The 21,543-nt window shown below is 35.6% G+C and carries 20 protein-coding genes; 16 read left to right on the top strand and 4 right to left on the bottom strand.

What is annotated here, in order from left to right; genetic code table 11:
• Positions 1 to 585 (bottom strand): transposase DNA-binding-containing protein (locus tag ACODR7_RS16110; RefSeq protein WP_488840580.1); only part of this gene is annotated, 585 nt, incomplete at its 3' end.
• Positions 586 to 831: 246 nt separating this feature from the next.
• Here ACODR7_RS16110 and ACODR7_RS16105 point away from each other — a divergent pair.
• On the top strand, positions 832 to 2,928 hold the full coding sequence (locus tag ACODR7_RS16105; protein ID WP_488840578.1) for a M13 family metallopeptidase: 2,097 nt from the start codon (positions 832 to 834) through the stop codon (positions 2,926 to 2,928).
• Between the two features lie 59 nt (positions 2,929 to 2,987).
• On the opposite strand, the gene ACODR7_RS16100 is transcribed toward ACODR7_RS16105, so the two are convergent.
• Positions 2,988 to 4,034: a hypothetical protein gene (locus ACODR7_RS16100; protein ID WP_488840576.1), complete on the bottom strand. Its 1,047-nt coding sequence runs from the start codon at positions 4,032 to 4,034 to the stop codon at positions 2,988 to 2,990.
• A gap of 353 nt (positions 4,035 to 4,387) precedes the next feature.
• Here ACODR7_RS16100 and ACODR7_RS16095 point away from each other — a divergent pair, with 353 nt between their 5' ends.
• From ACODR7_RS16095 to ACODR7_RS16040, 12 genes are all read left to right on the top strand, one after another.
• Positions 4,388 to 4,834 (top strand): type VI secretion system contractile sheath small subunit, encoded by a 447-nt coding sequence (locus tag ACODR7_RS16095; RefSeq protein ID WP_227413257.1) that lies wholly within the window; start codon positions 4,388 to 4,390, stop codon positions 4,832 to 4,834.
• Between the two features lie 19 nt (positions 4,835 to 4,853).
• Positions 4,854 to 6,212: a DUF5458 family protein gene (locus ACODR7_RS16090; protein ID WP_488840575.1), complete on the top strand. Its 1,359-nt coding sequence runs from the start codon at positions 4,854 to 4,856 to the stop codon at positions 6,210 to 6,212.
• Positions 6,213 to 6,290: 78 nt separating this feature from the next.
• Positions 6,291 to 6,749, top strand: coding sequence for a hypothetical protein (locus ACODR7_RS16085; protein ID WP_488840573.1), 459 nt, complete (start codon positions 6,291 to 6,293; stop codon positions 6,747 to 6,749).
• Between the two features lie 198 nt (positions 6,750 to 6,947).
• Positions 6,948 to 9,524, top strand: coding sequence for a peptidoglycan DD-metalloendopeptidase family protein (locus ACODR7_RS16080; protein ID WP_488840571.1), 2,577 nt, complete (start codon positions 6,948 to 6,950; stop codon positions 9,522 to 9,524).
• The gene (locus ACODR7_RS16075) at positions 9,505 to 10,524 is read left to right on the top strand and encodes a hypothetical protein (protein WP_488840569.1); all 1,020 of its coding nucleotides are present in this window, start codon (positions 9,505 to 9,507) and stop codon (positions 10,522 to 10,524) included. Before ACODR7_RS16080 ends, ACODR7_RS16075 begins: the two co-directional genes overlap by 20 nt.
• A gap of 10 nt (positions 10,525 to 10,534) precedes the next feature.
• Positions 10,535 to 11,488 (top strand): XAC2610-related protein, encoded by a 954-nt coding sequence (locus tag ACODR7_RS16070; protein ID WP_488840568.1) that lies wholly within the window; start codon positions 10,535 to 10,537, stop codon positions 11,486 to 11,488.
• 289 nt (positions 11,489 to 11,777) lie between these two features.
• Positions 11,778 to 12,812: an A/G-specific adenine glycosylase gene (gene mutY, locus ACODR7_RS16065; RefSeq protein WP_488840566.1), complete on the top strand. Its 1,035-nt coding sequence runs from the start codon at positions 11,778 to 11,780 to the stop codon at positions 12,810 to 12,812.
• Positions 12,813 to 12,856: 44 nt separating this feature from the next.
• Complete coding sequence (gene gldD, locus ACODR7_RS16060) at positions 12,857 to 13,414, top strand: gliding motility lipoprotein GldD (protein ID WP_076596811.1); 558 nt, start codon at positions 12,857 to 12,859, stop codon at positions 13,412 to 13,414.
• A 27-nt stretch (positions 13,415 to 13,441) separates the two neighbouring features.
• Entirely contained in the window at positions 13,442 to 14,365 is a 924-nt protein-coding gene (locus tag ACODR7_RS16055; protein WP_488840564.1) for a PfkB family carbohydrate kinase, read from the top strand.
• A gap of 86 nt (positions 14,366 to 14,451) precedes the next feature.
• Positions 14,452 to 15,819 carry a peptidylprolyl isomerase gene (locus tag ACODR7_RS16050; RefSeq protein WP_488840562.1) on the top strand — a complete coding sequence of 456 codons (1,368 nt, stop codon included), beginning with the start codon at positions 14,452 to 14,454 and terminating at the stop codon, positions 15,817 to 15,819.
• Between the two features lie 168 nt (positions 15,820 to 15,987).
• Positions 15,988 to 16,932, top strand: coding sequence for an NAD(P)H-dependent flavin oxidoreductase (locus ACODR7_RS16045; protein ID WP_488840560.1), 945 nt, complete (start codon positions 15,988 to 15,990; stop codon positions 16,930 to 16,932).
• Positions 16,933 to 16,946: 14 nt separating this feature from the next.
• Complete coding sequence (locus tag ACODR7_RS16040) at positions 16,947 to 17,717, top strand: alpha/beta fold hydrolase (RefSeq protein ID WP_488840559.1); 771 nt, start codon at positions 16,947 to 16,949, stop codon at positions 17,715 to 17,717.
• 69 nt (positions 17,718 to 17,786) lie between these two features.
• Here the strand turns inward: ACODR7_RS16040 and ACODR7_RS16035 are convergent, their stop codons facing one another.
• Positions 17,787 to 18,407, bottom strand: a complete 621-nt coding sequence (locus ACODR7_RS16035) for an HD domain-containing protein (RefSeq protein WP_488840558.1) — start codon at positions 18,405 to 18,407, stop codon at positions 17,787 to 17,789.
• A 27-nt stretch (positions 18,408 to 18,434) separates the two neighbouring features.
• On the bottom strand, positions 18,435 to 18,734 hold the full coding sequence (locus tag ACODR7_RS16030) for a rhodanese-like domain-containing protein (protein WP_488840557.1): 300 nt from the start codon (positions 18,732 to 18,734) through the stop codon (positions 18,435 to 18,437).
• A 164-nt stretch (positions 18,735 to 18,898) separates the two neighbouring features.
• On the opposite strand from ACODR7_RS16030, the gene queG reads away from it, so the two are divergent.
• From queG to ACODR7_RS16015, 3 genes are all read left to right on the top strand, one after another.
• Entirely contained in the window at positions 18,899 to 19,837 is a 939-nt protein-coding gene (gene queG, locus ACODR7_RS16025) for a tRNA epoxyqueuosine(34) reductase QueG (protein ID WP_488840586.1), read from the top strand.
• A gap of 364 nt (positions 19,838 to 20,201) precedes the next feature.
• Complete coding sequence (locus ACODR7_RS16020; protein ID WP_488840556.1) at positions 20,202 to 20,879, top strand: TIGR02117 family protein; 678 nt, start codon at positions 20,202 to 20,204, stop codon at positions 20,877 to 20,879.
• A 3-nt stretch (positions 20,880 to 20,882) separates the two neighbouring features.
• The gene (locus ACODR7_RS16015) at positions 20,883 to 21,530 is read left to right on the top strand and encodes a murein L,D-transpeptidase catalytic domain-containing protein (RefSeq protein ID WP_488840555.1); all 648 of its coding nucleotides are present in this window, start codon (positions 20,883 to 20,885) and stop codon (positions 21,528 to 21,530) included.
• The last annotated feature ends 13 nt before the right edge of the window (positions 21,531 to 21,543 follow it).

Raw genomic sequence — 21,543 nt, 5'->3', positions numbered from 1 at the left:
CTGCTCATAAATATCACCCTCCCGATCCTGTACAATAAGCATGCCCGGAACTTGCGCCTTCAAAGCAGAGATGGTTTGCTCAGATACTTCGATCCATTTGTAGGATTCTTTTTCTTCGATAGGAAGATCACGGTAGTTTCTTTCATGTTTATTCGCAAAATTTTGCGAACGACTCCATAGCTTAACAGTAGCAAAGCCATAGGGTGTACCGTTGGAAGCATCAAGAACAACCGATGGATGGATATAGAAACCCAGACCCAGATCCTTTTTGGAGGTGGTCGTGCCAATAAAGTGGTCTTTTTTTATTCTCCCTTTATGACTATAAAGATTAATTTCAGTAGTGTCCTGAATGCAGATCACATATTTGCCCTGACAGGCTTCAATACAGTTATAAGACATATTGCGGATCAGATCTTCTTCACTGACACGATCATTCTGAAGAAAACGGTAATATCCCTTGGCGGAAGCTTCATCATCACTTAAACGGCGAATCGAATGAACGCTTTTGGAAAATAAATCATCTAAAATTTTATTGCCACGTTTAAGTAAGCGTTTATCGGCTAATTCCCTGAAATTTCTTGTCATAATACTAAATAACAATAAATGTATAAAACTAGAAATAATTGTGTCCACACGATAGTCCCTCGGAGGGGTGGCAAAAATTCAAAGAATTTTTGACGGGGTGGTCTACCCATTAACTTCAAACCTTAAACCTTAAACTCAAAACTTTAAATTTTTAACCTTACATCCTCATATATCATTTATCATTCATTACATATCATTAAAGTTTGTATATTTGATAAGTTTGTGTAAAATCAAAAATTATCTTTAATGAAAAAGCTAAATATTGGGATACTTGCCCTTTCAGGTATTGTATTTCTTAACTCGTGTGGTGCAGCAAAGAATGCAGGAACTGAGAATAAAACTGAAGCTGCAGCAAAGGTGGCTGAACCGGTAAAAGAAGAAGCAAAAGAAGAGGGAATTAATTTATCGTATATGGATACCAGTGTCCGTCCACAAGATGACTTTTTTAGCTATGTGAACGGAAACTGGGTGAAAACGACTCAGATTCCTTCCGATAAAGCCAACTGGGGTTCTTTCAATGCGTTGAGAGAAAATGTGGATGATGCTTCCTTAGATATCTTGAATAAAATTCTTACAGAATCATATCCTGCTGGTTCAGAAGGACAGAAAATACAGAATCTATATGCTTCTTTTATGGATACCAATAAGAGAAATGCAGAAGGTCTGGCACCTATCAAAGCTGATCTTGCCAAAGTAGATGCTATTAAAAGTCTTGGTGATCTTCAGAAATATCTTTTGGAAGCTACAAGATTAGGAGACAACTCTTTCTACGGATGGAGAGTAGGTGCTGATATGAAGAATTCCAATATGAATGCGGTATACCTTGGTGGTCCGGATTTAGGTCTGGGAAGAGATTACTATCAGAAAGTAAACGATGCCAATACTAAAACATTGGCTGAATATCAGGCATATGTTGGAAAGCTATTCGGAGTTTTAGGATATAAAAATTCTCCTCAGGCTGCACAGAATGTGGTAGACTTTGAAAAACAGCTCGCCAATTACTTACTGACGCTTGAGCAAAACAGAGATGCCAATTTAAGATACAATCCTAAAAACGTATCAGAATTGTCAGGGCTTGTAAAAAACGTTGACCTTGCCAAATACCTGAAAGATGCGGGCGTAAATACAGACAGAGTGATCATCGGAGAACTGAAATATTACCAGAATATGGATCAGTTCATTACGCAGAAAAACCTTCCTTTACTGAAAGACTATCTGAAATATCACATCATCAACGGAAATGCGAGCAATCTTGATGACAGTTTAGAGCAGATCAGATTCGATTTCTATGCTAAATATTTACAGGGTCAGAAAGAACAGCGTCCAATGAACAAAAGAGGGCTTACCCTTGTCAATGGTGTTCTTGGAGAAGCTTTCGGAAAATTGTATGTAGACAAATATTTCACTCCTGAAGCTAAAAAGCAGATGGAAACGTATATTGATTACCTTTTAAAATCATTCAAAACACATATCGCCAATATAGACTGGATGTCTCCTGAAACGAAAGTAAAAGCTCAGGAAAAACTATCCAAGTTTACGGTGAAAATTGCTTACCCTGATAAATGGAAAGATTATACCCAATTGAAAGTAGAATCTCCAAAAGAAGGGGCTACACTTTATTCTAACCTTCAGAATGTTGCAGCATGGCAGTATCAGAGAAGTTTAGATAAAGTTGGAAAACCTGTTGACAAAACAGAATGGGGAATGTCTCCGCAAACGGTAAATGCTTACTACAGCGGATCAAACAACGAAATTGTATTCCCTGCAGCTATTCTTCAGCCGCCTTTCTACAATCCTAAAGCTGATGCAGCGGTGAACTTCGGAGGAATCGGAGCCGTTATCGGTCACGAAATTTCTCACGGATTTGATGACAGCGGTTCGCGTTTCGATGGAGATGGTAACCTGAATAACTGGTGGACGGATGCAGACCGTAAAAACTTCGATGCAAAAGTAGGTCAGTTAGCCGCTCAGTACAGTGCTTACGAACCTGTAAAAGGAAGCTTCGTAAACGGTAAATTCACAAGCGGTGAAAACATCGGTGACTTAGGTGGAGTAGCGGTGGCTTACGATGCCCTTCAGATGTACTTAAAAGATAAAGGAAATCCAGGAAAAATCAGCGGATTCACTCAGGATCAGAGATTTTTCATGAGCTGGGCTACGGTCTGGAGAACTAAAGCTACCGATCAGTATATGATCAATCAGGTGAAAACCGATCCACACTCTCCGGGAATGTTCAGAGCTTTTGGACCACTGGTTAATCAGGATTCGTTCATCAAAGCATTTGATATCAAACCGGGAGACAAAATGTATAAAGCTCCTCAGGACAGAATAAAAATCTGGTAATTTTACCTTAAATTGTTAGACAAGAAAGAATCCGCCTCAATCTAAGGCGGATTCTCTTTTTAATATTCTTTCTTATAGTTCCGGAGCACAAACTTTATGCCGGTTTCCATAATATCCCCCATGGTTTTACAATACTTGAAATTGACATCGTAAGTGAGTTTTTGTAAGGCTGTCCTTAGTTCTATGACATTGGCTTCCGGCGCAATATTATCTTTTTTCATAATAGAAATGAGCTCATAAAACCTGTTTTGGCTGCTCGTTACTCTTTTTACGATCTGTGAACGTACTTCCTTACGGTATTGCTCTATAGAACTCGGCTTCAGTTTTTCCAGTACCATCTTTACCATTTGATTGTTTTCTTTGAAATACTGTGGAAGATAAACTTTCAGATTTCCCTCATATGTTTGCTGATCAAAATCGATAGGGCGGATTCTGTAAATTACCTGGTCGAAATCATGGATGGGAATTACAACATAATTATAAGAACGCATGTCACCAAGAAGCCCGATAAGGCAGCGTTCATTAAACTTCACAAATTCCTTGGAGATCTGTGCCTTTTCCAGTTCTGTACAGTTGGCAAGGTGCTTCTGGATAAAAACATCTCCGGGAATTCCTAAAATATGCTCTTCAATCAAAGTGTTTTTATAAACCAGAAAATTAATCCGGTTGGGAGAAAGCAGGTCTTCAAGCTCCAATCCGAATATTCGTGAGGCATCGGCCTGTTTAATATAAAAATAAGTATAATTATCATTAAGTACATTTCGCACCCGGATCCGGAAAGGTTTAGAATTCCCGAAAGTACAAAAATCGATCGTGTCAACTTTCAGATAAGGTAAAGTAGCCGTATCTCCATCAGAATGAAGGAGGGTATAAATTTTATTTAAATTGGCCTCTATTTCTTTAAACTCATATTCAGAATACAGCACCCCAAGCCACAAAGTATCTTTGCCTTCTTTATCCAGAATTCTCACACTGTCATTAAACCTTAAAAGGTCTTCATACAGAAACTTAATCTTGGTGGTTCTGTTATATTTTTCCAAATACTGCTCTAACGCTTCCGAAACTGGAAATATGGGTTTTCTGAACGCTATTTTTACATCTTTCATGACACTGTTCACTTTGTTTAAATATAAAAAATATTTTTTGCAAAGTGAGAGGAATTCTTATTTTAACAATCATTAGGCATGTTTGTAAAAGAGTAAAACAAACAAAAATTTTATTTTATTTTTCTTGGAAGACTTTATTTATTTTTTCATAGCTTAGTGATATCGTAATGTGGTGATTTTATGTTGAATAAATGCAGAAGAAATTTGATGATCCAAGAAAAATCTTAGTAAAATTTTGTATGTTACAGTTTTTTTTTAAATTTAAACATTGGATTGGTAATTTATTTGATTCATCGGTAAATTACTCAAAGACAGATCCAAACCAAATTAATAAATCTCAAAATAACAATAATATGGCAATGTTTAATTATGGTGTTGGCGGAAACGAGGTAAAAGTAGACGCTAATGAAGCTATTCAGGAAATACAGGAAAATAAATCACTGATAGTAAGCCAACTTACAACAGAAGAGTCTTATACCCCTGAAATTGTAACAGGATTAAAAACCGTGGAAGACGTTTTCAAACATTTTCAGCCTGCAATATCTGTACAGCACGAAACAGAAGACGGTGGAGTGATAGAAGAGGAATTCCGTTTTCAAAACCTTGGAGACTTTACCCCCAAAAGCCTTACTCAGAAATCAGATTATCTGCAGCAGCTGAGCATGGAACAGGAGCAGTACAACAAAATAGTACGTCAGCTGAAAACCAACAAAATTCTACGCAACATGCTGGAGAACGATCAGACAAGAGCTGCGTTCGTGGAAGTATTGAAAGAAGTGGCACAGGAACTTGAAAAATAATTAAAGACTACATTAAATCATGGATAGCAAATTACAGGCACAAGAAAGCCAGCAGCAGGGGCAGCAGCACTCAGGGCAGCCGAAAGGCAACCCGCTTGCAGAGCTCAATAAAATAGGAGGTTTTGGCTTTGTTGAATCCGTTGTAGACGGTATCGCCAATATGAACCCAACAAGAAAGGCAAGAAAAGAAATCTTCCTGAATGACAGCAATAAAGCAGACGAAAGGAAAGAGCTTCTTCAGAAGATCAATCTTTGGATAAACCTTTTAGAGGGGAATGAATCTGCAGATAAAATGGCAGATACATGCAAAAGTAAAGCACAACAGGCCGATCAGAACTTAAAAACAAACTTAAAAAATACACTGGATGCCGTTCGTTTGCTGGAAACCAACTACAGAACAGTAGCGCAATTCTACAAAAATACGGAATTGGACAAAGTGGATAATGTAAGCATCGTCAATGCAAGCCTTGAACAGGTTTCAGATCTGGATAATCCATTGTTCATTGATGCTATTTCAGAAGAGTTCAAAAACTATTACGATCGTCTTGACCTTAGAGATAACTACTCAATCCTTGCAATTCCAGGATATTTAGGGTCAAACAAGGTCATCGAGAAATGGGCAAAAATCTGTAACGAAAACAAAGTAATGATGGTTACAGACTTCGCCAACCTTGATAAGCCGGATGACGTGGTAGATTTATTCCACTCTGCCAACCTTACCGGAGGCGAACTTCACAGAAGTAACGTTATTATGACGTGTAACTGGCTGGTAGGACGTGGTAAAGCTGAAGAAGTAGGAGAAGAAGAGAACGTAGAACTTCCACCTTCCACTTCATTAGCAGGAAAAATCCATAAAACACTGATGTCTCAGGTGGCAGCAGGTAAAAAGCACGGTAACATTAACGAAGTAGACGCTGTAAAATTCGAATTGAAGAAAAGTGAAATTTCTCAGCTGGAAAAAATGGGTCTTGTACCAATGGTTAACGAGTACGGAAAAATTATGGCTTTCTCAGCGAAGACCTTATTTACAGGAGACAATATCGGTCTTCAGACGTATTCCGTAGTTCGTGTATTCGACTACGTAACCAAAGTATTACTTGATTTCCTTAACAGGAGAGCCTTCGAAAACTGGAATGCTAAGAACGAGGATGATTTGAGAAGACAAATTGTAACGTTCCTTGACAATATCAAAGGGCCGGACAAATTAATCGAGAAATTCAAAATTGTTCGTTTCGAGCAGGATAGAGTAAACAAAGACAGAGTATGGCTGGATATCCGGATGACGCCTTATTTTCCTACAAAAAGTTTCGTTATTAAATTGGACGGACATAAAGGAGATGATGGCAACGAATGGGATGCAGAATATACTCAGGAGTAACATCAACATACTTTATATAACAAAAACCGATGCAATATTACATCGGTTTTTTTTCAACCAACACCTATGAAATTGAATATGAATAAGAAGCTTATCATTGGTTTACCAATTTTATTAATGATTCTTTTGATAAGCTGTGAAAAAAAATACCAAAGTCCAGGCACTTACGAAAATGATCTTTTCGCACAGGAACGCCAGGAAGGAAAAGCATACATCATGAATAGAGATGAATGCTTTGATGGCAGTGAACTCGTTATTGCAAGTTCAGATGTAAAACTGGCAGACAGTTCAAAAGGCCGTGGAAAATCATTCTTTCTCTATAAAGTAAAATCTGGGAAAGTATTGAAAACGGTAAGAGATTCTACAGTAGAAATGCCAATGCTGTTTTTATCTCAATACAAATTAAAAATAAAGAACACGGATTCTATGTATGTTTATCTGAAGAAACTTGAAGGATACCGTTTTATAGCCAAAGACAGGAACCTTAAATATCAATGGTTAAAAGCGGCTCCGGTGTATTCTGTTGAGATAAATTAACTTTAAATTCAAGTCTTTTTATATCACTGTATTATGATTTTTTTTATTTTTGTTTTTGAACCAACACAAAAACACGATGAAAAAAAATGTAATCCTATATGAGGGTATATCCCTTCATTCTCTCCTACAATTAGCTCAGAAAAGTAATATCTGTCAAAATAGTTTCCAGCCGGAAGTTATTTATAAATTATAGTAGCCATGACAGGAAATATTACCGGGGAGCAAAGTCCTCAGGTAGGAACAACATACTCCTACGAAATACAACCTTCAGGACTTTCATTCGGACTGAAGGGTGAATATGAATGGTATATTTATAAGAGACAAAAGAACAGAAGTTGGAAAGATATCACCGGGACACCTAAAACTGGTGAAAAGGTAACGTACAAGTTTGGAGAAATAGCACTGGGAATAGAATTTCAAATGAAAGTCTATGAGAATAAAAAAGGTGTTTTACCGGGACTTCCTGATATCAAAGAACTGGCTGGAAGTCTTACCATTATTCCTACCAGTAGCAAAGTCCCGAAGATTGATAAAGTAATACTTTTCAACAGAGGAGCAAAAGACTTTAATAAAGCCAGTTATTATGATACTCTTATTGCGCAGGCTCATTGCATTGCGATGTTTAATAAAGAAATTGAGTTTCACCTTTGGGAAGATGACGCGCCTGGAAAAGGCCACGATGCCAGCATCAACAAAAACAACCGTCACACACGCAGCTACAAGGCCCGGGTTAATGAAAAAGGAATTGCGGAAGTCTCCATTCCTCTGATGTCTGATGAAAAAATCCTTTGTAAGATGGCCAATCAGTTTCTGATGAAAGGTGACAGAAATGAAGGCGCAAATCATGAGTATTATGTTACGGCCACTTACTCCGGGAAAATTCAGGGAGTCAGCCAGGTGAATGTAGAGGTGGCCAATCCGGATGATAAAGGACAGCCCCAAAATCACCCCAAACCTAAGCCACAGCCTGAGAAACACACGCCAAAATTTCCGGCCGGACAAGGAGACGCACCGAAACAACCGGATCCAAAAGGCAATATTATAGAAGCCGTTTTCATAGATGATACCGGAAAAGAGCTTTCCAAAGTAGCGGTAGGTGATAAAGTGAGGGTAAGAATTCACTCCAAAAATATGGTGGGAAAACACATCCAATATGTCATCTGGGAATCTGACCCGGTATTCCACGATGAAGTTTACCGAAGCAGAATGATTAAAATACCCGCAGATATATGCGACACTTCAGGGTTTGTCATTACCCAAGATATTTTTCAAAAAGGAACAGGCTCTTCTATCGGCAATTCGCATTCGGATAAACAAAATTATTTCATCGAAATTATCTCCAAAGATCTTTCTGCGGAATCTCAGAAATTTGGGGTAAATTCGGAAGGACTGATGCAGGTGGAGAAGGTGAAGAGTGCGGCGGGGGTGGATAAGACACAGCCTTCTAATAAATCAAAAGATGAAAAAGTGTGTGAATGCGAAGCAAGAGTAAGAGCATTTATCAGAATGTTAAGAGTAAAAGAAGGTACAGATACAGAAAATGGTTACACAACTCAATATAGTGGGAAACAGTTCTCAGATCTAAGCAAACATCCTGAAGAAGTAATTACATCTGGTAAATATTCATCTTCAGCTGCAGGTGCATATCAAATAATGACGGATACATGGAAAAATTTGACAGGATATTATCAGGACAAAAATAAAAACTGGCATTATTCTGAAAAGTTGGACTACTCAAAAAAATATAATATCACTAGCTTTGATCAAGAATCTCAAGATAAATTCTGCTTAGTAATTATGAAGCACAATTATATCCAGGACCGTTCGGATAGCTTCTATAATCCTGTTGTGTGGAAAGATAAGAAAAAGAAGATTCGTGATACAATAAAAGAAGAAAAATTAAAAGAATGGAGAAGAAGATTTAAAGGAAAACAAGGAGATATCATCCAAATGATTATTGATAATGATATTAAAAAAGCTGCTCTTATTTCTAGTTTATGTTGGGCAAGTTTACCAGACTCCCCATATGGGCAACAAAGTTCATCATATACTTTTGATATGGTAAAGGCCATTTACGAGAAAAACCTTAAAGAAGAATTAATTGAACCAAGTAAAGAATTACATTTAAAAAAAGGTTTTTTAAAAGAATTTGGATATGAATGTTGTGAATCAAATGATAATAAAGAACCTCAATCTAAAAATGAATGTCCGGAAGATTGTTCACAATGTTTTCATTATGCTGATGTATGGGAAAATCCCGAGATAAGTTCAGATAATGGAGGAAAAAATAATAATAGATTTGGATATAATTCTGCAAGAGGGCATAAAGGAATAGATATTCTTTCAGGTCCAACATATAAAGATGTACATTCTCTAATGTGTGGCGAAGTTACAGCTATAGTAAATACTTTTAAGACGAACGAATATAGATATAAAAGTTTAGGTAATACTTTAATGATAAAATCTAAAGATAAAGATGGGAAAACTGTATTTATCTTATATTGTCATCTTAATAAAATATATGTTAAAAAAGGGGAAAAAGTAAAACATGGCCAAAAAATAGCCCAATCAGGATCGACAGGAAATGCTTCAAGCAGTGAATTTCTAAATGGAGTAAAAGGCTCTGGAATTAACAAGAAATACTGGCATTGTCACATTGAAGCAGCAACAAAAGGTGATGGATACCATAATTTCCGTGACCTAGGATCATACAGAGTAAAAGCAGAAGATTATATGAAAACAAAATTTGATAAAAATGGTAATCCAATTAAATAGTATAGTAACAATAATAAGTTTTTTATGTTTATTAGTATCATGTAAAAATGATGCAAAAGAAAAAAATATAACGACTAAAGTCATTAATAAAGAAATCACTCAGGTTGATTTTCTTAATAAGAAATATTTCAAAAGATATTCAATGTCTGTTGATGAATCAACACCAGCTGACCATCCACATTACAATTATTTAGATTGTGAAAAAGAAGGTTATTTCTCTGTTCATTTCATTCCCAAGGATAAAACACTCATTTCTTTTTGGAAAGATCAATATTTTAAGGAAAACAAATATGAATATGATGATTGGGAAACTGAAAATAAAATTGTTTCTAAGCTTTTAAATGGTAAGTATGACTTATATAATACTTTTTGTTTTCAAATAACAAAAAAATACTTAGATACATCTTCGGGCTGCACAGAAGAAAGTATTAATATAAAAGAAGAAAGTATTGCTGACTTATACCTTTATAATTTAAAAACAAAGAAATGGGATTTTTTAAAAAGTCTAAAAGTATCAATTTTACCACCTTTTGCAGATAATAATTTTTTCATAAAAAACTTTCCAGATCTTATTCATCAAATTGAAAATCAACCATCAATAGTAATAAAAGATTCTATAACAATTCCTAAATCTTCCATTTGGGCAACAGATTGTAAAGCTGATAAATTCATGAGTATTAAAACAAACATTAACAATATACAATTTACAATACCTGGAAGGTTTTCAATGAATGCTCAATTAAAAAAAGTGAGTAATAATAAATATGAATTTTACTTTACCGACTTTCCTTCAATCATCCCACTTCCTGATGAAATGCAAAACTGGGAAAATTTAGACAATAAAAAGGCCGTTGGTCATATTCAAATAATTGATGAATCTAAAATAAACTTAACATGGTTTGGTTTTTATAGTAAAAAAGCTAAAAAAAATATACAAACCGAAAATCCTTTCATTAAAGAACATAATGTTCCAGCAAGTCTCATAAAATGTCCTGAATAATACAAAAGTCATGAAATACGCTTTGATCTTAGTATTAATATTTTTTTCTTTCTTTAGCAGCAAAATGAAAATAGAAAATCCAAAACAAACACAAAACATTTCAAATTCTCAAAAGACAAATGTAGAAATTGATAAATCTTTTGTTATTAGTTGTGGTTCCGGTTGTGCATTGACTTATACTGCTGAAAATATTCTACAGAATGATGATACTTCAATAAAAGTTAAATTCAAAGTAGAAATGCATACTGACGATAAGCTATCAGATAGCTATTATGAAACTTATCTTTTTTCCTACGATAAAAATAAAGAAATTGAAAAAATAACTATTGAAGGGAAGAATGAAAACATTCTAAGCAATCTTATGCCTGGTGCGCAAGATTCTTTTAGAGAGTTTGCTGCTGAAATTAATAAAAACATTCATGTTTCAAAACAAAAAGGAAAACCCACAAATAAAACTTGTCATTCAAACACTAAATCATGTGAGTTCAAAAACCTGTCAAATAAGTATAAATTTATTTTAGAAGCCGAAGAATATAAAAATGAGAAGGAACAAAAATATCCAACTTCCGCGTGGATTATTATAACAAATAAAAAGAATGGAAAATTGCAGGAGATTCATTATGAACCAAATTCATGGACAACTTATAGTGATTTGCCGTGTACCAACTTTTTTGTAAAAGATTTTAATTTTGATGGTTTAGAAGATTTTGCAATTGTTTGGGATCAGGGAGGTGTCGAAAAGTTATATGAATATTATCTTCAAGATAAAAATGGAAATTTTTCTGCTGTAGCATCTTTCCCTTTACAATATGGAATTTTAGCAGAAAATATTGATGTAACAAACAAAACAATTACAACACAAAGTATTATAGGATGTTGTCATGTTAATATAAATAAATATAAGCTTAATTCTAATACTACCTGGGATATTTCTTCGGAACAGCAGGAGCTAAAGAAAAAATAATTTATAATACATAAAATATGATTAGCAACTGATGAAATCCTTTTTTAACTTTATGATCAGATATATTCAAGTAATTAGAAAGAGATAAGAGTAAAAAAATATATACAATAACGGATTCATAATCAGAACATTTTCTCCATAAATCTATTTTTCATGTAACAGAAACAAAAAATCTCTTTCAAAATCAAAACAGGTAAAAAATAAAATAAAACTATCTTTGCAGCATTGAAAATAATGTTCAGGATGAAGAGAAAATCATCTCTTCAGTGATTTAAAATAAGATTGATTTTTGGAAAAAAATAAAACAGCTTCAGATTTTCTACACGTTGGCAGCAAAATCCTGAAATGGTATAAAAATAATGCAAGAGATCTGCCTTTCAGGCAGACAAAAGATCCGTACAAAATCTGGATCTGTGAAATCGTATTTCAGCAGACGAAAATCAACCAGGGATTGAATCATTATAATAATTTCATTAAAAGATTTCCCGATGTAAAAACGCTGGCAGAGGCTGAAGAAAACGAAGTTTTATTGTATTGGAAAGGGTTGGGTTATTATTCAAGAGCCATCAATATTCATAAAGCCGCCCAGCAGATCATGAATGATTATCAGGGTGTCTTTCCTCACCAATACGAAGAGATTTTAAAACTGAAAGGAGTAGGAAAATATACAGCTGCAGCTGTTTCAAGCATCTGCTTCGGTGGAAAAATGCCTGCTGTTGACGGGAATTTCTACCGTGTTCTGAGCCGTCTTTTTGCTGATGATTTTGATATTTCAAATTCAAGAGCATTTACCTATTTTTCTGAATTGGCCGCTTTGGTGATGCCTGAGAATGTAGGAGATTTTAATCAGGCTATGATGGATATCGGCTCGGAAATCTGTAAACCCAAAAATCCATTGTGTGGAGAATGCCCTTTAAATGAAGACTGCCTGGCATTTTCTATGCAGAAAATTTCAGATTATCCTGTAAAAACCAAAAAAGTAAAAGCAGAAGATCTTGCTTTAACCTATTATTTTGTTCACAGAAACGGACAGTTTCTGATCCGTCAGAGAGCAGATGACTTCATTTGGAAGAAATTATTTGAATTTCCGACAGCTATTCCTTCGGATATGGAATCCTTCATTACAGGCTCAAAAACGGTTACCCATAAACTGACTCATAAGAATTTAAGCATTGAGATTTGGAATGTTGAGGTTACTTCAGAAAAACAATGGAATGATTTTATTGCTGAAAATCAATACCTGATTACAGATCTTGAAGGCTCTCATGAAAAATCCTTTCCGAAGCCTTTGGAAATTTACATTCAAAACGCTCTGAAAGACTGAAATTTGTCTTCTGAAATCTGAAATCTAATTTGTACTTTTGCAAAATGATTAAAAAAGTCATTTTTATTTTTGTATCGCTGCTTTTGATTTCATGTGGAAAAGACCCTTCACCAAAACCTTATGGAGAATTGCGTCTTGAATATCCTGCACCGAAATACCAGAAGTTTGAAAACAATTGCGCCTATACCTTTGAGTATTCGGACTTTGCTTCCATAGCGCCAGCCAAAAAACCTTGCTGGTTCTATCTGAATTATCCTAAAATGAAAGCTAAGCTATTTGTTACCTATTATCCGATACAGAACGACTTTGCTGACCATATTAAGGAAGCTGAGAAAATGGTATATGAGCATACCATTAAAGCCAGTTCCATAGATACAAAATCCTTCGAATACCCTGAAAAAAAAGTATACGGGAACTTCTATGAACTGAAAGGGCAAAGCGCTTCCAATCTTCAGTTTTACGTTACAGACAGTACGAAACACTTCGTGACTGCTTATTTATACTTTAATACGAGACCGAAACCGGACTCTCTTGCCCCTGCAGTAAACTATATCAAAAATGATATGAAACATCTGCTGGACACTTTTGAATGGAAAAAATAATTACTTTTAATATACATTGAAAAATATATGAAACTTTTAGTTGTAGGAAGTGTTGCATTTGATGCAATTGAAACACCATTTGGTAAAACGGACAAAATTTTAGGAGGTGCAGCCACTTATATCGGAATTACTTCATCAATTTTAGGCGTTAAATCCGGAATTGTTTCTGTAGTAGGAGGAGACTTTCCACAGGAACATCTTGACATGTTCACAGACAGAGGTGTAAACATCGAAGGAATTGAAATCGTGAAAGAAGGAAAAACATTCTTCTGGTCCGGAAAATACCACAACGATCTGAATACAAGAGATACTCTGGCTACAGAAGTAAATGTACTGGAAAACTTTGATCCGAAAATCCCGGATTCAATGCAGGATGCCGAAATTTTACTACTTGGAAACCTACACCCTGGAGTTCAGTTATCTGTACTTGAAAAAATGAACAACCGTCCTAAACTGGTTATCCTTGATACCATGAACTTCTGGATGGATTCTGCTTGGGATATCTTAATGGATATGATTGCAAAAACAGATGTAATTACCATTAATGATGAAGAGGCAAGACAGCTTTCAGGAGAATACTCTTTGGTAAAAGCGGCGAAAAAGATCCACACAATGGGCCCTGAATATGTAATTATTAAAAAAGGAGAACACGGAGCTTTACTTTTCCATGACAATAAAGTATTTGCTATCCCGGCACTTCCTCTAGAAGACGTTTTCGATCCTACAGGAGCCGGAGATACTTTCGCAGGAGGTTTTGCGGCCTATCTTGCTAAAAAAGAGAAAATTGATTTCGAAACGATGAAGTCTGCCCTTATCGTAGGATCTGCAATGGCTTCATTCACCGTAGAGAAATTCGGAACAGAAAGAATAGAAGAAGTAAACGAAGCGGATATGTTCAGCAGATTGAGACAATTCAAAGAATTAACAACATTTGATGTTGAACTGCAATAAATAAGTCTTTTTAAGAAATATTTATAATAAAAAATTGAAGGAAATTCGTTAAGAATTCTAAATTTGCAACTTGTTAAAATAGTAAAATGACAAATAAACTAAAAATCACTTTTCTTCTTGGGATTTTCATCATGATATTCTCTTCAAATATGATGAATGCCCAGCTAAAACAAGGAGATTTGGTGGATGGTATTGCAGCTGTTATCGGGGATGAGATTGTATTGGAATCTGATGTAATCGAGCAGATGAATTATGGTAAACAGCAGGGAGCTGCCAACACGGATAAATGTGAGTTCCTGGAAAACCTTATCAGCAATAAGCTTCTTGTATACGAAGCAAAAAAGGATACCTTAATTGAGAACCGTTCTGCAGCCATCAAAGAACAGGCTAATGCAAAATACCGTCAGATGCTTTCTCAGTTTCCGGATGAAAAAACAATGCTTGCAGCCTATAAGTTCAGAAATGCTTATGAACTGAAAAATGCTATTGAGAAAATAGATACAGACCAGTATTACGGACAGGCAAAATACCAGAGAGTTACTGATAAAGCAGACGTAACCCCAAATGAGGTAACTGATTTCTACAATATGTATAAAACACAGCTGCCACAGGTAAAAGATGAGGTTACTTTAGCTCAGATTATGATCTATCCGTCACTTACAGAAGCTCACAAACAAGACCTTATCAACAGACTGAAAAAAATCAAGCAGGATATTATCGGAGGTGAAACTTTCGAAAGCCAGGCAAGAATCTATTCTGAAGATGAAGGATCAGCTGCCAACGGAGGATTATATAAGAATATCAATAAAGGGCAGATGGTGAAGCCATTCGAAGCTGCTGCACTTAACCTTCAGGAAAATGAAATCTCAGATCCTATTGAATCTGAATTCGGATTCCACATTATTCAGTTGGTAAAAAGATCTGGTAAAGTATATGATGCAAGACATATCTTGTTGAAAGCTGTTCCTACTGATGATGAGATCAAAACTGCAAAAGCAAAATTAGACAGTATCAGAGGGCTTATTATGGATGGCAAAATAACATTCAAAGATGCGGCTTTTAAATTCTCAGATGATAAAAGAACAAAATTCAACGCAGGGATCATTCCCGGAGCTGATGGTTCAGATAAAATTGAAAGAGAAAGTATCCCCGGAACAATCAGCTACGAATTGGCAGGATTAAACAAAGGCGATATCACTACTGCTTTTGAAGATGAAGAGAACAAGAGAAAACAAATCAAGATCATCAAAGTGGAAGATGTGATTCCTTCTCACCAGATTACCCTGGAAACAGACTTCAGCAGAATCAAGCAAATGGCGCTGAATAAAAAGAAAAGTGAAATGGTTGAAAAGTTTGTCAACTCCAAGTTGCCGACAACCTTTATTTCAATTGACGGACGTTACGACACTTGTAACTTTAAGTCTAACTGGAAGAAACAGTCCATAACAAAATAAAATTAAAACCTTCAGAATTTCTGAAGGTTTTTTTTATCATCAAACTTTATAAAGACGAAAACCCATGATGGAAAATATTGACATATATTTCCCGGAAAACCATTGTTTTTAGTATTTTTACGCATGAGCAATTTTATAGATTTTAACGCTGCAAAAAAAATTCATGACATGGAGGGAACACACAATAGAATTTCACACCTTTTTAATATTAAATATCCGATTATCCAGGCAGGGATGATCTGGCATTCAGGATGGAGACTTGCTTCTGCAGTTTCCAACTGTGGAGGATTAGGAATAATAGGAGCAGGAAGCATGTATCCTGATATCCTGAGAGAAAATATCAGGAAGTGTAAACTGGCAACAGATCAACCATTTGGGGTAAATGTACCGATGTTATATCCTAATATTGAGGAAATCATTCAGATCATCCTTGAAGAAGGAGTGAAAATTGTATTTACGTCAGCAGGTAACCCGAAAACCTATACGGAAACGCTGCAGAAAGAAGGTATAAAAGTAGCCCATGTAGTATCCTCTACCAAATTTGCTGTAAAATGCGAAGACGCGGGAGTTGATGCCATTGTTGCAGAAGGTTTTGAAGCAGGAGGCCACAACGGAAGAGATGAAACAACTACATTCTGTCTTATTCCTAATGTAAAAAAACATATTTCTAAACCCTTAATTGCAGCAGGTGGAATTGCTTTAGGTTCACAGATTAAAGCTGCAATGATTCTTGGTGCAGATGGAGTACAGATCGGTTCCCGTTTTGCGGCTACCACCGAAGCAAGTGCTCATGAGAACTGGAAAAAGAAAATCACAGAATTACAGGAAGGAGATACACACCTTACTTTAAAAGAACTGGCACCTGTAAGAATGGTTAAAAATAAATTCTTCAATGAACTGGAGGATATCTATGTAAACGGAAGAAATAAAGATGCCTTAATTGCCTCATTAGGAAGAGCCAGAGCAAAAAAAGGAATGTTTGAAGGAGATATGGAAGATGGAGAGCTGGAAATAGGTCAGGTTTCTGCCTTAATTGATGAAATCCTTCCGGTGGAAACTGTTTTCAGTCACCTTTTAAAAGAATTTGAAGCAACAAAAATGCCTGTTTTTTAATATAATTTTATTTGATGGAAGGAAGAATAATTGATGTAAAGGGACAAAAATTATATATTGAACACAATAATCAATTTGAAGGCAGACCTACAATTATATTTCTGCATGATTCATTAGGATCAGTACAGCTTTGGAGAGAATTTCCTGCTAAACTATCAGAAGCAGCACAATGCAGTACCCTTGCGTATGACCGTTTAGGTTATGGGAAATCTTTTCCCATGCTTACTCATGAAAGACCCGTAAATTATATGGAGCTGGAAGCAGATTTGTTAAATAATTTATTGATCGAAATGAACATTGATAATGCAATTCTCTTTGGACACAGTGATGGAGGAACAATAGCCTTAATTACCGCTTCAAAATATCCTGAAAGAGTAGAAGCCGTTATCTGTGAAGCTGGTCATATTTTTGTGGAGGAGGTAACTTTAAAAGGAGTTTATGATGCCTGGGAAGCTTATAAAACGACCAATCTTCCTCAGCGTTTACAGAAATACCATGGTGATAAAGTAGAAATGCTTTTCAGAGCCTGGACAGAAACCTGGACGCGCGAAGATTACAGAACCTGGAATATTGAATATCTGTTGAAAGATATTAAAGCGCCATTGTTATTTATTCAGGGAGAAGCTGATGAATACGGAACTTTAGATCAGGTAGAAAAAACGGTTACACAAGTGAGTGGAAGTGCAGAAAAATATATCATCCCCGGAGTAGGACACACACCTCATAAAGAATTGCCTGAGCTTGTGTTGGAGAAAGCGACCGGATTTATCAGCAAATATTTCTAATATGCAATATCAAACAAGGCATCTATTACCGGGTGTCTTTGTTTTGTTAAATAACAGATTGATCTATTTTTATTTTAATAACAGAAGTTCAGCTGCAATATTTTCCTTTGCCTGGTTTTCATATTTTTCCTTAAAATACTCTGTTTTAAAGATACTTTCAAGCTCCAGAAAATGTTTGAGTACTTTTTTTCGTCCAGGTTTATAAAGAAAATCGGGATAAATAGAATACTCTTTTCTGATGTTCTGAGTATATTCCAGATAGGTTTTAAAATCTTTGCCCAGAATAGAAAGATCAGTATCGAGAAGATAATTCGTTTCCTCACTATCAGACTGCTGATGTGATTTTGTTGCCAGAATCTGTGCAGAAATGATTGAAATTTTATGTTTATCTATATGAAGTTCGGCAAGCCTTTTCTCAGCTTTGGCAGCACTTTTCTCCTCATTGGATTTTGAAGAAGCATCATAGATAATATCATGATAAAACACGGAGAAAGAAATCGCTGTGAAATCTGAAATGTTACCTTTCACATCTTCAAATTCTTTAAACATATTGTCAAGATGAAGAAGATTGTGGTAATGTCTGCCTTTTTCAGAATATTGGGTTTCAATCTCGTTCCACAGGCTGTTGATCAGCTGTTTGTTTTCCGTGAAAGGAGAACAAAGTGCTTCAAATTGATTTTTCAGATTCATAGAAATAAGATATAAAAAAAGGAACTTTTAAAAAGTTCCCTGATTTGCTTCCAGAACAGCCTTCAGCTCAGCCCAGCCTCCGCCGTTATAACCGTTCTTTAATCCTTGAGCGTTAAGATAATCCAAAGCCTTTCCGCTTCTGTTTCCACTTCTGCAGAATAAGATTACTGGTTTTTCAACAGATAAGATCTCATCCTGTCTGTCTTCCACTTCACCTAGAGGAATATTCTTAGCACCATCTATATTACCGTCCATTTCAAGCTCCATTGGCTCGCGAACGTCGATTAATTCATAGTTTCCTGATTGTATTACTTCTATTAAAGACATAATTGTTGGTTTAAACATTAATTTAGAAACGAAATTACGTATTTTTTTTTTGAAAAAATTCCTAATGAAAATATAATTTTTTCAGAAAAGAACCATCAGTGGGATGTACTTTGGCAGAAATCAGAACATTGATAAAATAATCTTAATTTTGCAGTGTGAAATTAATGAATGCAGACGCTGAAAAATATTCCCAACAGATAAAGTCCAAGGCAAAAAGTTTTGGATTTCAGAGTTGTGGCATTTCGAAAGCTGATTTTCTGGAGGAAGAAGCTCCTCATCTGGAAAAATGGCTGAAGAATAATTATAATGGCGAAATGAAGTATATGGAAAATCATTTCGATAAAAGACTTGATCCAAGACTCCTGGTAGAAGGTTCAAAATCTGTGATTTCACTTTCCTATAATTATTTTCCTGAAGAAAAGATTTCAACGCTGGAGAATTTTAAAATCTCAAAATATGCTTATGCAGAAGACTATCATGAAGTAATCAAAGAAATACTTCGTGAATTGGTTGCAGAGCTGCAGGAAGAAATAGGCGAATTCGGATTTCGTGTTTTTGTAGATTCTGCACCGGTTTTGGAAAGAGCCTGGGCTAAAAAGTCGGGAATAGGCTGGGTAGGAAAAAATGCCAACCTTATTACCAAACAAAGCGGTTCTTTTTATTTTCTGGCCGAAATTATCTGTGATCTGGAGCTGATTCCTGATCACGCCACTACAGATCATTGCGGAAGCTGCAGGAAATGTATTGATGCCTGTCCCACAGATGCCATCGTTTCTGAAAAAATTATAGATGGAAGCCGGTGCATTTCTTATGCAACCATAGAGCTCAAGAATGAAATTCCGGATTATTTTAAAGATAAAATGGAAGACTGGATGTTCGGCTGCGATATCTGTCAGGATGTTTGCCCATGGAACCGTTTTTCCGCTCCTAACAAACAGAGCCGTTTCCAGCCCAATGAAGCTTTGAAAAATTTCAAAAAAGGAGAATGGAAAGAACTTACCCAGGAAATTTTCTCCGAAATCTTCAGAAAGTCCCCCGTAAAACGCACCAAATTTGCAGGACTTAAGAGAAATATTGAGTTTTTACAGAAGTCTTCAGACTGATTTTTCCCTAAACTTTCGGTGACAATCCCTCATTTGGAATTTTTTGAAGTTCCAAACCAGAGCTGATAATTGACCATTCCTCAAATTTTTCGCTTTAAGGAGGTGAAGATTTACATCAATAAGTTTCTTGAAAAGCCTTTCCTATAAAGAAAAAAAGATTTTCAGGAGATTAAAATCTCACAGAAAATCAACGTTTTTTTTGTATTCTTTTAGGAGCAGTTTTTACTCTTACTTTAAATCTTTTTTGGGATTTAGTATTTTTACGCATATTTGTGAATGTTTCGTAACTAAATATAGCTAATTTTTCGATTAAAACAAATACTTTTACTAAAAATTGTAGATTAAATTTTATTAAAACATGACTGTGAAAACTGTATTACTGTATCTCCTGAAAGTGATAGGAATTATTTTAGGAATTGTGATTATTTATGTCATCCTTGGACTGCTGATTCCCTATATTCCCGTTTCTGCAAAAGATGACGGACAGAAGAAAGAAATCCCTATTTATATTTATACCAACGGAGTGCATACTGATATAGTAATGCCGGTGAAAAATGACCTTCATGACTGGAGTCAGAAAATTCCTTTCGGAAATACTAAATCAAAAAAAACAGACTATCAGTATATAGGAATAGGATGGGGAGACAAAGGGTTTTATCTTGATACTCCTACATGGGCAGACCTGAAATTTTCTACAGCCGTGAAAGCAGCATTCTGGCTAAATGATTCTGCGATGCACTGTACTTATTATAATACAATGAAAGAAGGTGACGACTGTAAAATGATTATGATCAGCAGAAGCCAGTACGAAAATCTTGTGAAATATGTAGAAGATAAATTTGACAGAGACCAGAACGGAAATTTCATGCTGATCCCTACCAATGCTGTATATGGTGATAATGATGCCTTTTACGATGCGAAAGGAACTTACAGCTTTCTTTATACCTGCAATACCTGGTCCAATAACGCTTTAAAAGCCGCAGGACAGAAAGCCGCCCTTTGGACACCGTCTGATTTCGGAATCTTTCAGCATTATAAATAAAATATGAAAAGGATTTTTTTGTTTTTCACCATCTTTTGGATGTGTTCATGTTCACAGGAGAGAAAAAATAATACAATAAGATCGGTAGAAACATCAGTAGTTGCAGAAAAGAAACCTGAAGCAGATCTTTCTAAATTACAATTAAAAGCAGACGAAGCCTTGAAATTCTGTGCTTCAAAGAATCTTAACAAAGATTTCTGTATTCTCATTGATATGAGCCTTCATTCTGGTGTTAACCGTTTTTTCGTTTGGGATTTTAAAAGCAATAAAATCGCAAAGAAATATCTCGTAGGACATGGCTGCGGTTCCTATTCATGGAGTAAAGATGATTCTAAAGCAAATCCCGGATTCAGTAATGAAGACGGAAGCCACCTTTCATCTCTGGGAAAATATAAACTGGAAGGAAGAGGCTACAGCGATTGGGGAATCAATATAAAATACCTGATGCACGGCCTTGAAGAAACCAATAGTAATGCTTTAAAAAGATTTATTGTCTTTCATTCCTGGAATCTGATGAGTGACGAAGAGGTGTTCCCCAAGGGTTCGCCCGAAGGATGGGGCTGCCCAACCGTTTCCAACAATGCAATGAGGGAAATAGATCCGATGATTCAGAAATCAGGAAAACCTGTCCTGATGTGGATCTATAATTAAATCTTTGTTATAC

Source organism: Chryseobacterium sp. FG46 (assembly GCF_057809135.1).
This window is presented reverse-complemented; position numbering and strand designations above follow the sequence as displayed.